Annotated in this window: 14 protein-coding genes; 12 read left to right on the forward strand and 2 right to left on the reverse strand. The window is 57.6% G+C overall.

From position 1 onward, the window contains the following. Positions 1 to 169 precede the first annotated feature (169 nt). Positions 170 to 2,365 carry a hypothetical protein gene (locus ACZYSM_RS09015; protein ID WP_489070877.1) on the forward strand — a complete coding sequence of 732 codons (2,196 nt, stop codon included), beginning with the start codon at positions 170 to 172 and terminating at the stop codon, positions 2,363 to 2,365. A gap of 591 nt (positions 2,366 to 2,956) precedes the next feature. Here ACZYSM_RS09015 and ACZYSM_RS09020 read toward each other — a convergent pair. After that, on the reverse strand, positions 2,957 to 3,262 hold the full coding sequence (locus tag ACZYSM_RS09020) for a DUF2288 domain-containing protein (RefSeq protein WP_489070878.1): 306 nt from the start codon (positions 3,260 to 3,262) through the stop codon (positions 2,957 to 2,959). Between the two features lie 339 nt (positions 3,263 to 3,601). Here ACZYSM_RS09020 and ACZYSM_RS09025 point away from each other — a divergent pair, with 339 nt between their 5' ends. From ACZYSM_RS09025 to ACZYSM_RS09065, 9 genes are all read left to right on the forward strand, one after another. Continuing rightward, positions 3,602 to 4,729 (forward strand): branched-chain amino acid ABC transporter substrate-binding protein, encoded by a 1,128-nt coding sequence (locus tag ACZYSM_RS09025; protein ID WP_489070880.1) that lies wholly within the window; start codon positions 3,602 to 3,604, stop codon positions 4,727 to 4,729. A gap of 231 nt (positions 4,730 to 4,960) precedes the next feature. After that, positions 4,961 to 5,884, forward strand: a complete 924-nt coding sequence (gene livH / locus ACZYSM_RS09030; RefSeq protein WP_489070882.1) for a high-affinity branched-chain amino acid ABC transporter permease LivH — start codon at positions 4,961 to 4,963, stop codon at positions 5,882 to 5,884. Next, complete coding sequence (locus ACZYSM_RS09035) at positions 5,881 to 7,137, forward strand: high-affinity branched-chain amino acid ABC transporter permease LivM (RefSeq protein WP_489070884.1); 1,257 nt, start codon at positions 5,881 to 5,883, stop codon at positions 7,135 to 7,137. The genes livH and ACZYSM_RS09035 overlap by 4 nt, the downstream gene beginning before the upstream one ends. Continuing rightward, positions 7,134 to 7,901, forward strand: coding sequence for a high-affinity branched-chain amino acid ABC transporter ATP-binding protein LivG (gene livG / locus ACZYSM_RS09040; protein WP_489070886.1), 768 nt, complete (start codon positions 7,134 to 7,136; stop codon positions 7,899 to 7,901). The genes ACZYSM_RS09035 and livG overlap by 4 nt, the downstream gene beginning before the upstream one ends. Next, positions 7,902 to 8,603, forward strand: a complete 702-nt coding sequence (locus ACZYSM_RS09045) for an ABC transporter ATP-binding protein (protein WP_489070888.1) — start codon at positions 7,902 to 7,904, stop codon at positions 8,601 to 8,603. Positions 8,604 to 8,891: 288 nt separating this feature from the next. Further along, a complete protein-coding gene (locus tag ACZYSM_RS09050; protein WP_489070890.1) occupies positions 8,892 to 9,197 on the forward strand; it encodes a BufA1 family periplasmic bufferin-type metallophore in 306 nt (101 codons plus the stop codon). Positions 9,198 to 9,220: 23 nt separating this feature from the next. After that, entirely contained in the window at positions 9,221 to 10,114 is an 894-nt protein-coding gene (gene bufB / locus ACZYSM_RS09055) for an MNIO family bufferin maturase (protein ID WP_489070892.1), read from the forward strand. Continuing rightward, positions 10,111 to 10,887 (forward strand): HvfC/BufC N-terminal domain-containing protein, encoded by a 777-nt coding sequence (locus ACZYSM_RS09060; protein ID WP_489070894.1) that lies wholly within the window; start codon positions 10,111 to 10,113, stop codon positions 10,885 to 10,887. Before bufB ends, ACZYSM_RS09060 begins: the two co-directional genes overlap by 4 nt. Then, entirely contained in the window at positions 10,884 to 11,390 is a 507-nt protein-coding gene (locus ACZYSM_RS09065; protein WP_489070896.1) for a DoxX family protein, read from the forward strand. Before ACZYSM_RS09060 ends, ACZYSM_RS09065 begins: the two co-directional genes overlap by 4 nt. 19 nt (positions 11,391 to 11,409) lie before the next feature. On the opposite strand, the gene ACZYSM_RS09070 is transcribed toward ACZYSM_RS09065, so the two are convergent. Further along, positions 11,410 to 12,318, reverse strand: coding sequence for a LysR family transcriptional regulator (locus ACZYSM_RS09070; RefSeq protein ID WP_489070898.1), 909 nt, complete (start codon positions 12,316 to 12,318; stop codon positions 11,410 to 11,412). Between the two features lie 104 nt (positions 12,319 to 12,422). On the opposite strand from ACZYSM_RS09070, the gene ACZYSM_RS09075 reads away from it, so the two are divergent. Further along, a complete protein-coding gene (locus ACZYSM_RS09075) occupies positions 12,423 to 13,022 on the forward strand; it encodes a short chain dehydrogenase (RefSeq protein ID WP_489070900.1) in 600 nt (199 codons plus the stop codon). Positions 13,023 to 13,312: 290 nt separating this feature from the next. Beyond that, the gene (locus ACZYSM_RS09080; protein ID WP_489070902.1) at positions 13,313 to 13,984 is read left to right on the forward strand and encodes a COG3650 family protein; all 672 of its coding nucleotides are present in this window, start codon (positions 13,313 to 13,315) and stop codon (positions 13,982 to 13,984) included. Positions 13,985 to 14,088: the final 104 nt, after the last annotated feature.

Here is a 14,088-nt window from a genome sequence, read left to right on the forward strand (position 1 = left end):
GAATATTGGCCGATTTATCATGACTCAGGAAAGGATTCCCCCTAGCGAACCCTAAGGTTAAACCCTATCGCGGGGGCCTTTATCGCACTGTAAAGTCGCGAAGTCCCAATCAATGATGGCTCGGTGACATCTCGTCGCCGAGTCGACCAGTCCAAGTACGTGGCGCTCAATGACTTCTAAAAACAACCCTGCCAACTTGATATCCGAACTGACGCTGACATCCCCGGATAAACCCTCAGGGTCGAAGCCATTGACCAGCCAGCGTTCCCTTGCGAGCCAACAGTACCTGTACTTCACTGAGACCAATACCGATCGCATCCTCGATAACCTCGATGGCCTGCGCGACATGGTGTTCCCGCGTGCACCGCACCTGGAGGGAGACGGCGAGCAGCACAGTGAGCAGGAGTTTCCGTCGGTGTGCTTGATCGGTCTCGGGCGCTGCGGTTCGAACATTGCGCTGGACGTCGCGGAACTGGTGTACAACGCGCGCAAGTTCTACCTGAACGAATTCAACAACGAAGACCGCCCCTACCCGGAAAAGAAGTACACCGACAAGGGCTACAGCCCTGCCCAATGGATCCGCAATAACCTGCGTCTGGGCTCGAACAAAGCTACCAAGCCGGTATTTTTGGTCGAGCCATTGGTGATGTTGGGTGATCTGGACAAAGACATTGCCGGGCGCATCCGCTTCTCTCGCAAAGGCGAAAAAAGCGGCTTCCTGCGCGACTACAGCAAAATGAAAATCATGGACCTATCGGAAGTCCATGCAGGGGGCGCCGGTAACGCGCCGATCCTCGGCCAGTACCTGGCGAAGATCATCCTCAACAAGGACACCCAGCGTTTTTCCAGCCCGGACTGGAAGATGATCCATTCCTACCTGATCGACTCTTGCGGGATCAAGGCCAACCAGTCGCGCCTGTACTTCTCGATCTTCAGCGCCGGCGGCGGTACGGGGTCGGGCATGGCCTCGGAGTTCGGTCTGGCCCAGCAATACTCGTACATGAACAAGACGTTCGACACCAAACCGATGGACGAGCATGACAGCAAGAGCGGCCACTCTTTCGTTTTCGAGCCGATCTTCACCAGCGGCATTTGCGTACTGCCGAACATATCCGACCACCGCAGCGAAATGTCCGAAGCGCTGCACATCAACGCCGGTCGTTTGCTCTGCAAATACCTGTCGGAAGAGTGGGACTTCTCCTACAACTTCGACAACGAAGACAGCAGCGAAGCCAGCGTCATGGGACGGATCCGTCCGTGGAACGCGATGATGCTGATCTCCAACGACATCATGCGTTACGCCGAGGAAAGCGATGACGGCAACATCCAGAACATTGATGTCAATGCCATGGAAAAACACGCCAACCAGTACATATCCCAGCAGATTTTCAACATTCTCACCGCTCAAGCCGTGACCACCGACTACGACCAGAACTACTTTCATCGTGCGGGCATCGACATCGGTGAAACCATTCGCCTGGACGCCAACGACCTGTTCATGAGCCTGGCTGGCCCAGTGGCGATTGCCTACGCGGAATCTGTCGTGCCGGAAACCCCTGCGCCGTCGAGCGACAAGTTCAAAGTCTTCGAGAAAGAACCGCAACGCCTGAACATCGACGACCTGTTCTTCCGCTCCATCGACCTGCCGCACTTCAACAAAGTAACCCAGGCCATCGAAGGCATCAGCCTGCTGCCGATCGAATCCAAACGCTATCGCGCGTCGCTGGAGCAGTACAAAAATTCGGGCTACGACGCCGCCGCCCTGCACGATCTGCACTTCTTCAAGAACTGCTCATCGGTGGTCTCGATCGTGTCCTTGCCCAAGGACTACAAACTGTCGTACATGGATCTGAACCGGTTGAAGACCCATCTCAACAGCCTGTTCCCCAACACCACGCTCAAGCGTTATGCCTTGGTAATCGGCGCATCGGCCAACCTGTCGCTGACCACATTGATTGCCAAGAGCCCGTGTCTCTCCGACGACTTCCTGACCTTGATCGTGGCTTTCATCAAGCGTTGTTTTGCGCGTAATCCGTACCGTTTCGATGACACGCTGGACAACTCGATCCTCGATTTCATCATCAATGAAGAGTTCGACGAAGATCTCATCGACGACTTGCTCAACGAGTTCGAAAATCCGGCGAAGATCCTCGATACCAACTGGTACGCGATCAAGCCGATGTACGAGAAAAAGTACCGTGAACTGATCAACGACAAGGACAAATTCGTCTCGATCAACGACATCCGTTTGTCTCGCGATTGCGTGAAAAAAGCCATCAAGTACCTGCGCGAGATCTATCGCCATCGCATCGGCAAGACCAAGATTATTTCGCTGAATAACCATACGGGCAAGACGGCTAACTGAAGTTCGCACGGGGCTAAACCTGTGGCGAGGGGGCTTGCTCGCGATGAGCGTTAACAATAACGCGTGTTTTCTGAATAAACGCGTCGCCCTTGAGTCCATCGCGAGCAATCGAGCGTCGACCGGCTGCTCCTACAGGGGCGCATTCGCTCGCCCTTTGGCCAAACCAGTCAACCAGATTGAGGGCTTTGACCATTGCCCCATTCACCGCCCAGAGCCAGTATTTACCGGCTTTTTCTACAGTCCGACCCAATAAAAACAAAGATAAAGACTGAGGGATTCTGGCGATGCGCGGCTATTTGACTGCACGTTCACACGTTGATCGACAACCGATCGATACAGCCCTTAAAGGCAATCTGACACTCACTGTCTGTGTTGAATGCTGCGACCGGTTTGCTTTGTCGGTTGCTCATACTCAGAAACAATTAAGCGCCCCTCGTTATGTCCGGCCAACTGTTCCGTCTTTGAGCACGCTTATCGCCACCCATCATCAAATGGGGCTTTTCTCTACGGCACCGTGCCATCACTCTGATCACGGTTACTCGCCTACACACTTTTACTTGCTAAACGACAGCACCAACTTGGTGCACTCATTCAAGCCTGCGCCCTTTCCTGGATCAAAATCCACGGCGAAACGACCACCGCCCACAACTCTGGATCACGTTCCAGAAGATCTTGCGCCCGCGACGCAGACACCTTGGCAAGCACATCACTGGTCAACCAGGCAGCCACTTTCTCAGCCTGGTTCTCGGCCACAGCCTCTGCGACCGCGATCAAATCCAGCGAGGTCTCGACCCACAATAGGGCACCCTTGGCAAAGAACGGTTCAAGCTCCTTCCAGGTAATAGATGCGGTTTCACCAAGCAGTTTGGCATAGAGGGTGCTAGGTTCTTGAGTCATGGGTCTCACCAGGAAAAAAATCGGCGCAATGATAACGCCGGTGACCTGGCAGAAAAACCCAGTTGCAAATGAGTGACTGATCGAAAAGTTCAGGAAAGCCAAGGATTGCCGCTCAACTCAGGCAAAACCCCCGCCGCAATTCTGTCTTTTTCTGTCAATTAAGCGACATACCCGGGTTTTGCCCCCAGCAGCCAGCTTTTCAAGCGATTGACCGGCGCTCTACACTGTACCGGTACAGTTGCCGGGGGGATTTCCGGAGAGATACTCAAACTATCTGATCCGGTTCTGCTGCTTTGGCCGCCAGGACTATAAAAACTACAACAGCAAGAGTGGAGCACTATGAATAAGGCTACTAAGCAGATTTCCAAACTGTTTGCCGCTATGGTTCTGGCCGGGGTTGCCAGCCATTCGTTCGCAGCTGACACCATCAAAATTGGTATCGCCGGCCCTAAAACCGGCCCTGTGACCCAGTACGGTGACATGCAGTTCACCGGCGCTAAAATGGCCATCGAGCAGATCAACGCCAAGGGCGGTGTCGACGGCAAGATGCTCGAAGCCAAAGAATACGATGACGCCTGCGACCCTAAACAGGCCGTAGCCGTTGCCAACAAAGTGGTCAACGACGGCGTCAAGTTCGTGGTCGGTCACCTCTGCTCCAGCTCCACTCAGCCAGCGTCCGACATCTACGAAGACGAAGGCGTGATCATGATCACCCCAGCCGCCACCAGCCCGGACATCACTAACCGTGGCTACAAAATGGTGTTCCGCACCATCGGCCTGGACAGCGCCCAAGGCCCTGCGGCCGGTAACTACATCGCCGATCACGTAAAACCGAAAATCGTTGCTGTTCTGCACGACAAACAGCAATACGGTGAAGGCATCGCCACTGCCGTCAAGAAAACCCTCGAAAGCAAAGGCGTCAAGGTTGCCGTGTTCGAAGGCCTGAACGCCGGCGACAAGGACTTCTCCTCGATCATCCAGAAACTCAAGCAAGCCAACGTCGACTTCGTCTACTACGGCGGCTACCACCCGGAACTGGGCCTGATCCTGCGTCAGTCCAAGGAAAAAGGCCTGAACGCCAAGTTCATGGGGCCGGAAGGCGTCGGCAACGACTCCATCTCGCAGATCGCCCAGGACGCTTCCGAAGGCCTGCTGGTGACCTTGCCGAAGTCTTTCGACCAGGACCCTGCCAACAAGGCACTGGTTGACGCGTTCGCCGCCAAGAAGCAGGACCCGACCGGTCCGTTCGTGTTCCCGGCCTACTCGGCAGTCGAAGTGATCGCTGAAGGCATCAAGGCAGCGAAGAGCGAAGACACCGCCAAAGTGGCCGCCGCTATCCGCGCCGGCACCTTCAAGACCCCGACCGGCGACCTGTCGTTCGACTCGAAGGGCGACCTGAAGAACTTCAAGTTCGTGGTCTACCAGTGGCACTTTGGCAAACCTAAAACCGAAGTTTCGCCTCAGTAAGGCGCTGCCTGACTGACTGCCAATAAAGCCCACGGCATGCCGTGGGCTTTGTTTTACGAGGTAATGGGCCGTGCCTCCGTGATCCGGAAGCCTCCCCACCTGAAAATCTCAAAACCGTCATCAGCGGTTCGCTGGCAAACCTCACGTTCGAAGTGGATGCAGATCCACGGAGCCTGAGCGGGAAAATGACTCCACCAGTGAAATGCGTATCAGGTTTTTAGGAGCGCTGTAATGCCTGAGATCTATCACTTTTTCCAACAGCTGGTTAATGGTCTGACCATTGGCAGCACGTATGCCCTGATCGCCATCGGCTATACGATGGTTTACGGCATCATTGGAATGATTAACTTCGCCCATGGCGAGGTCTACATGATCGGTTCCTACGTGGCCTTCATCGTCCTTGCCGGACTAGCCATGCTAGGTATCCATTCTCTGCCACTGTTGATGACCGCCGCATTCCTGGCGACCATCGTTGTAACCAGTGCCTACGGCTACAGTATTGAACGGATCGCCTACCGCCCTCTGCGGGGCAGTAACCGCCTGATCCCGCTGATCTCGGCCATCGGCATGTCGATCTTCCTGCAAAACACCGTACTGCTCTCGCAGGACTCCAAGGACAAATCGATCCCCAACCTGATTCCGGGCAGCTTTAGCTTCGGTTCGGGCGGAGCACAGGAAGTGCTGATCTCCTACATGCAAATCCTGGTGTTCGTGGTGACCCTGGTGGTGATGCTCTGCCTTACCCTGTTCATCTCGCGTTCACGTCTGGGACGTGCCTGCCGGGCCTGTGCCGAAGACATCAAGATGGCCAACCTGCTGGGCATCAACACCAACAACATCATCGCCCTGACCTTCGTCATCGGTGCAGCCCTGGCGGCCGTGGCGGCTGTACTGCTGAGCATGCAGTATGGCGTGATCAACCCGAATGCCGGATTCCTGGTGGGCCTCAAGGCCTTTACCGCGGCGGTTCTGGGCGGCATCGGCAGCATTCCGGGCGCCATGCTCGGTGGTCTGGTGCTGGGGGTGGCCGAAGCATTCGGCGCCGATATATTCGGTGACCAGTACAAGGACGTGGTGGCTTTCGGCCTTCTGGTTCTGGTGTTGTTATTCCGGCCAACCGGCCTGTTGGGCCGTCCGGAGGTTGAGAAAGTATGATCAGGAATCTTAAACAGGCGCTATTCAGCGCCCTGCTGGTCTGGGCCGTCGCCTATCCGGTACTCGGTCTGAAACTGTCCATCGCCGGCATCAACCTTGAAGTGCAAGGTGCCAGCACCTCCACGCTGATCATCATTACCGCCTGCTCGGTGCTGATGTTCCTGCGCGTGCTGTTCGACCGGCAATACACGGCTGCCATGCGCTCCGTGCCTAAAGGTAAATTGATCCCGGCCGGCACAAGCCAATTCCTGACACTGCCGAGCACTCAGCGCTGGGCTGTCATGGCGCTGATCGCTGTCGCTCTGGTCTGGCCGTTCTTCGGCTCGCGCGGTGCGGTGGATATCGCCACGCTGATTCTGATCTATGTGCTGCTCGGTCTGGGCCTGAACATCGTGGTCGGTCTGGCGGGTCTGCTCGACCTGGGCTACGTCGGTTTCTACGCGGTGGGCGCCTACAGCTATGCGCTGCTGTCGCACTACTACGGCCTGAGCTTCTGGATCTGCCTGCCAATTGCCGGCTTGATGTCGGCGACCTTCGGCTTCCTGCTGGGCTTCCCGGTGCTGCGTTTGCGCGGTGACTATCTGGCCATCGTGACGTTGGGCTTCGGTGAAATCATCCGCCTGTTCCTGCGTAACCTGACCGGCCTCACGGGTGGACCGAATGGCATCAGCAACATTCCAAAACCGACGCTGTTCGGCCTGAGCTTCGATAGAACGGCCGCCGAAGGCATGCAGACCTTCCACGAGTTCTTCGGCCTGACTTACAACCCGATCAGCAAGGTGGTTTTCCTCTACCTGGTGGCGCTGTTGCTGGCGCTGTTCGCACTGTTCGTGATCAACCGTCTGCTGCGCATGCCAATCGGCCGCGCCTGGGAAGCGCTGCGTGAAGACGAAATTGCCTGCCGTGCCCTGGGCCTGAACCCGACCATCATCAAGCTGTCGGCCTTCACCCTGGGTGCCTGCTTCGCCGGTTTTGCCGGCAGCTTCTTCGCCGCCCGTCAGGGTCTGGTGACGCCGGAGTCGTTCACCTTCATCGAGTCGGCCACTATCCTCGCCATCGTGGTACTGGGCGGCATGGGTTCGCAATTGGGCGTAGTCCTCGCGGCCGTCGTGATGATCCTGCTGCCCGAACTGATGCGTGACTTCAGCGAATACCGCATGTTGATGTTCGGCGCCTTGATGGTGCTGATGATGATCTGGCGCCCACAAGGTCTGCTGCCCATGCAACGTCCTCACATGGAGCTGCGTAAATGAGCAGAGAGATCCTGAAAGTAGATGGCTTGAGCATGCGCTTTGGCGGTTTGTTGGCGGTCAATAACGTTGCCCTGAGCGTGAAAGAGAAACAGGTGGTGTCGATGATCGGCCCTAACGGCGCCGGCAAGACCACCGTGTTCAACTGCCTGACCGGCTTCTACAAACCCACCGCCGGCACCATCCAGCTCAACGGTGAAGCGATCGAAGGCCTGCCCGGCCACAAGATCGCCGGTAAAGGCGTGGTGCGGACCTTCCAGAACGTGCGGTTGTTCAAGGAAATGACCGCCGTGGAAAACCTGCTGATTGCTCAGCACCGGCACCTGAATACCAACTTCCTGGCCGGTCTGTTCAAGACCCCAGCGTTTCGCCGCAGCGAACGCGAGGCCATGGAATACGCCGAGTTCTGGCTGGAAAAGGTCAACCTCAAGGAGTTCGCCAACCGTCCGGCCGGCACCCTGGCCTATGGTCAGCAGCGCCGCCTGGAAATCGCCCGCTGCATGATGACCCGTCCAAGTATTCTCATGCTCGACGAACCGGCTGCCGGCCTCAACCCACGGGAAACCGACGACCTCAAGGCGCTGATCGGCACCCTGCGTGAAGAGCATGGCGTAACCGTGCTGCTGATCGAACACGACATGAAACTGGTCATGAGCATCTCCGACCACATCTTCGTGATCAACCAGGGCACGCCTCTGGCCAACGGCACGCCGGATCAGATCCGCGACAATCCTGAAGTGATCAAAGCCTACCTGGGGGAAGCGTAAATGCTGCAATTCGAAAACGTTTCCACCTTCTACGGCAAGATCCAGGCGTTGCATAACGTCAACGTCGAAGTCCGTCAGGGCGAGATTGTGACCTTGATCGGTGCCAACGGCGCCGGCAAATCCACCCTGCTGATGACCCTGTGCGGTTCGCCGCAAGCCCATAGCGGCAGCATTCGCTACATGGGCGAAGAACTGGTCGGCCAGGACTCCGCGCGGATCATGCGTAAAAGCATCGCTGTGGTACCGGAAGGTCGTCGGGTGTTTGCCCGTCTGACCGTGGAAGAAAACCTCGCCATGGGCGGGTTCTTCACCGACAAGGGCGATTACCAGGAGCAAATGGACAAGGTCCTGGGCTTGTTCCCGCGACTCAAGGAACGCTTCATGCAACGCGGCGGCACCATGTCCGGCGGCGAACAGCAGATGCTCGCCATCGGCCGTGCGCTGATGAGCAAGCCCAAGCTGTTGCTGCTCGATGAACCGTCGCTGGGTCTGGCGCCGATCATCATTCAACAGATCTTCGACATCATCGAACAGCTGCGCCGCGATGGCGTGACGGTGTTCCTGGTGGAACAGAACGCCAACCAGGCGTTGAAGATCGCCGACCGCGCCTACGTACTGGAAAACGGTCGTGTGGTGATGCAGGGCAGCGGTGAAGAGTTGCTGACCGATCCAAAAGTGCGCGACGCCTATTTAGGCGGCTAAACACTCGTGTCAAAAAATAAAAACGGCCTGCGGGCCGTTTTTTTTGACCTGGGAAACCACATGCTTGAGGGTCAGCGTAGGAGCTGCCGCAGGTTCGGGCCGCGTTCGGACGATCTTTTAGGGCCACTGAAGATCAAGATCAAAAGATCGCAGGCTGCGCCAGCTCCAGGGGCACGCGTTTATTTTTGAAAAAATCGGAGTGGGTTGTAACGGATCGGGATGGCGTTTCTCTACTAGGGTAAGCAAGCACAAACGCTTACTTACCCACATCCACTCTGGAGAGACATCATGACCGCTACCACTCGCACCCTGTCCGCCGCAGCCCTCGCTCTGGCCCTTGGTTCTGCACTGAGCATTGCCGCCATGCCGATCACCGCACACGCTGCCGATGACATGGAAAAATGCTTTGGCGTCGCCATGAAAGGTAAAAACGATTGCGCCGCAGGTGCTGGCACCACCTGTGCCGGCACCTCGAAAGTCGACTATGAGAGCAACCACTTCAAGCTGGTGCCTAAAGGCACTTGCGAGAAGACTGCCAGCCCGACCTCGCCAACCGGCTTCGGTCAACTGGCCGCCTACAAAGCCAAGTCGTAACCCCCCTCTCTGCCTGAGTGTTGATGATGACCACTTCATCGCTGCACAGCGTACATCCCCACACTCAGGCTTCGGCGTCCGGGCTGCCGCGCCGCGCTGGGCTGGGGCTCAAGACCGAGCACTTTCGCGAAGTGCTCGGCAGCCAACCGGACCTCGGCTTCTTCGAAGTTCACGCTGAAAACTACATGGTCGCCGGCGGCCCGTTTCATCACTACCTGGGGTTGATCCGCGAACAGTATCCGCTGTCACTGCATGGCGTCGGCCTGTCGATAGGCGCTGAAGGTCCGCTGGATTGCGAACACCTTTCACGGCTCGTGCGGTTGATCGAGCGCTATCAACCTCAGTCCTTTTCCGAACACCTGGCCTGGTCCAGCCATGGCCCAATATTCCTCAATGACCTACTGCCCCTGGCCTATGACGTGCCGACGCTGAACCGTGTCTGTGAGCATATCGATCAGGTGCAAAACACCCTGAAACGCCCAATGCTGCTGGAGAATCCGGCCACTTACCTGGAATTCCAGCGCTCGAGCATGGATGAAGCGACATTCATCCGTGAAGTGATCCGCCGAACAGGCTGTGGCCTGCTGCTCGACGTGAACAATGTCTATGTGTCGAGCATCAATCATCTGCGTGATCCACTGGCCTATATCGATGCCTTGCCGCTGCACGCGGTAGGCGAGATCCATCTTGCAGGTTTTGCCGAAGACTCCGACAGCCTCGGCGACCGATTGCTGATCGACGACCACGGCGCGCCTGTTGATAACGCGGTGTGGGCACTGTATCTGCGGGTTCTGGAGCGCACTGGCCCGATCGCCACCCTGATCGAGCGAGATAATCATCTGCCCGCATTTTCCGTGCTGTACGCCGAAGCCCGTCAGGCGGATGAGTGGCTAAGCTGTGCAGAGGTACGGCCATGAGCACTCAAGCGACGTTCGCCGCCGCCCTGCTCGATCCGCAATGGACCTGCCCGTCAGGTATGTTCAGCGCTAACGGTGCCGATCCGGCCAGCCGTTTCGCGGTCTATCGCAATAACGTGCAGAGCTCGCTGATCAACGCCTTGGCCGACAGCTACCCGGTGGTTCTGCAATTGGTTGCAGAAGAGTTCTTCCGCGCCATGGCCCGGTTGTACATCCAACAGTTTCCCCCGCAAGGCCCATTGCTCAACGACTATGGCAACGATTTCGCCGACTTCATCGAGGGCTTCGCGCCAGCCGTCAGCGTGCCCTATCTGGCAGACATCGCCCGGCTGGAAAGTCTACGCGTGCAGGCTTATCACTCAGCCGATGCGCAGACCTTGAGCCACGAGCAGATCGCCGCGGTTCTCTCAGCCCCGCAAGCCTTTGGCGAACTACACATCCAGCTTCACCCCTCGGTCAGCACCCTGAACTCCGCCTATGCCGTGGTTGCACTGTGGGCTGCGCACCAGCAAGACGAAACGCTGGCCAACGTCGACCCACTGCACGGGCAAAATGCGCTGATTCTGCGTAATGGTCTGGAGGTCGAGGTATTCGCCGTCGACATTGGCTCGACGATGTTCGTCCGCAGCCTGCAAAACGGCCGGCCTCTGGAGCAGGCCGTGGCCTATAGCCTGGACGCCGCGCCAGAGTTCGACCTGAGCCAATGCCTGGCACTGTTGATTAGCCACAACGTCATCAGCCACTTACAACGACACGACAAGGTATCGCCATGAACGCCCGCCATGAGCCGCTAAATCCCGTCGCTCACCTGATTGAACGCATCATTCAATTGTTCGAGATGATTCCCCACAGCCTGATCGCGTTTGTCGCGCGCTTCTCCATCGCTGCGGTGTTCTGGAAGTCCGGGCAGACCAAGGTCGAGGGTTTTGCCATTGACCTCATCGAAGGCACGTTCCAAGTGGGCATACCGCGCCTCGCCGATTCCACCGTTCCGTTGTTCCAGAGCGAATATCACGTCCCGCTGTTGTCACCGGAACTGGCCGCACACATGGCGGCCTTCGCCGAGCATTTCTTTCCGTTTCTGATTCTGCTCGGCTTCGCCACCCGCTTCTCGGCGCTGGCGCTACTGGGCATGACGCTGACCATTCAGACCTTCGTCTATCCGGATGCCTACCCGACTCACGGCACTTGGGCGGCCATCCTGTTGTACCTGATGGCCAGAGGCCCGGGCTTCCTGTCGATCGATCACTTGATCGCCAAACGTTATCGCATGTAGTCGATGCCGCAGGTTGCGGCTACAGCCGATCCAGCGCCTCGCCGCTGCGTTTGAACCAGACGATCAGGTAATCGGCCAGCACTTGCGTACGCTTGGGCAGGCCACCCTGATATGGATGCACCAGGTACATCGGCATGCTGCGGGTCTGATAGTCGCGAAGTAGACAACGCAGACGGCCATCGGCCAACTCGCTATGCAGCACATAGGACGGCAGCCTGGCGATACCCGCACCGACCAGCGCGGCTTTCTTCAGCAGGTTGTAATGATTACTGGCAAACGGCCCGGATACCCGGACCCGGAGCAATTCGTGTTGCTGGTGGTAGAGCCATTCTTCACGGCCGCTGTAATGACTATTGAGCAGGCAACGGTGCCCGGCCAGATCCGCTGGCGTCTGCGGCTCGCCGTACTGTTCAAGGTACGCCGGGCTGGCGCACGTCATCTCGTGCCAGGCCAGCAGCGGTTTGGCCACCAGTCGCTCGTCGTTGGCCACTTCCGAGCGAATCGCCAAATCGAAACCGTCCCGGGACAAATCCCGGTAGCTGTTATTCAGCTCCAGCTCGATCTGCACTTCGGGATACTGCCGGGAAAACTCCAGCAATAAACCATCGAAGAACGTTTCGCCCAGGGAAACCGGGACGGTCATGCGCACCGGACCGGCCATGTCGTCCTTCAAACGGGCCAAGGCCTGACGTGCTCGCTCGACCTGAATCACCAGGGCCTGAGCTTGCGGCAACAGCGCTGCGCCCGCCGCCGTCAGACTCAAACGCCGCGTAGTGCGTTGCAGCAACACCACCGAAAATCGTGCCTCCAGCTGGCTGATGCGCTTGGACAACTGCCCCTTGCTGCAACCCAGTTGCTGCGCTGCCAGAGTAAAACTACCCGCCTCGATCAGCACTGCGAACGCCGCCAGATCATCCATTTCGCTCATGGATTGTTTCCATTTGAAAACCAAAGGTTGCCTATTAGCGCGCTTATCAATGGGAAAAACCACACTAAACTGAAACTTCGTCCAACTCTTTGAGGAACAGCACGATGAAAATTCTACTGATTGGCGCCAGCGGTACCGTGGGCTCAGCCATTGATCGCGAACTGGCACCGCGTCACGAAGTCATCCGCATCGGCCGTAAGAGCGGTGTTTTCCAGGTCGACATCAGTGACAGCGCATCAATCCACAAATTGTTCGAACAGACCGGCAACTTCGATGCGCTGATCTGTGCCGCCGGCAGCGTCAACTTCGTGCCGCTGGCCAACATGACCGAAAAAGACTTCGCCCTGGGTCTGCAAGACAAACTGATGGGCCAGGTCAACCTACTGCTGATCGGCCGGGATTTCGCCAATGACGGTGCGTCCTTCACATTCACCACCGGCATCCTCAGCCACGATCCGATTCGTACCGGCAGCTCGGCAGCAATGGTCAACGGTGCCCTCGACAGTTTCGTCCGCGCAGCGGCTATCGAATTGCCGCGTGGTCTGCGCATCAACTCGGTAAGCCCCAACGTACTGGTCGAAGCCATGGGCAGCTACGCACCGTACTTCCGCGGATTCAAACCGGTTCCGGCCGCCGACGTTGCGCTGGCCTACGCGAAAAGCGTGGAAGGCTTGCAGACTGGCCAGACTTATCGCGTGGGGTAATGGCCTCAAAAAGATCGCAGCCTCCGGCAGCGCCTACGTCGACCGCGTACGCCCAAGACTCATGGATGTGCATCGACCCTGTAGGAGCTGCCGGAGGCTGCGATCTTTTGACCTTCAGGCACCCCATAAGCAAAAACAAAGATCGTCCGAACGCGGTCCGAACCTTTGGTAATCCCTACAAGAGCCTGTATACCTACGGATTCGCGGGTGTATCGGACATCATGCCAAGCCAGGCTTGTGATGTGCGCTACGCCTAAGTACCGTGACGGCACTTGTCAGGAGACCATTCGATGCGTGCTGCCCGTTCCATAGCGATTTTTGCCCTGCTGCCGCTGTTCACCGGTTGCCAGATTTTTACCAGTCAACCGGACACCGTCTCCAAAGCAGGGCTGACCCGCATGCAGGGCGAACTCAGCGCAGTCGATGGCAAATTGCTGTTCCAGCCGTGCCAGGGCACTCGTCGCTATGTGGTGAATGACACCGGCGGCACTAGTGTCTTACAGGAAACAGCGAATCTGTCCGACCAGCCCGGCAAGATTTTCGCCGACCTGCGAGGCAAGATAACCAGCGCCACTGCCGGCACCGAAGACCAGGTTGATTTGCAGCAACTCTATCGCCTCGAACGTTCGAACACCGCCTGCGATGACCCGGAGTTCAAGCGCATGATCCTGCGTGCCAGTGGCCACAAGCCTGAATGGAGCCTCAAGGCCAGCGGTAAAGGCATGGTCCTGGAGCGCGAAGGCCAGCCCGCTCTGGCGGTGCCTTATCTGGAAGAACAATTGGGTGAAGGGCGCTTCAACCTCGCCACCGAAGCCAATGGCCAGCACGTCGAACTCTGGGCGGCGCCCCAGCGTTGCGTCGACAACGTCACCGGCAGCGTGCAACACATGAGCGCCGAACTGCGGGTCAACGGCCAGGTCCAGCGCGGTTGCGCCTCGTTCGGTGGCTCGCGCGACGACTGATTCGACGAGCTGCTGTTTTACCCTCACGATAAATAGGCATTGGGGCTTATAATCGCCGGTTTGTGTAAAGCTGCCGGCGCATTCCTCTGCTCCGCATACCGGAT

It is taken from the genome of Pseudomonas sp. F220 (genome assembly GCF_057813935.1).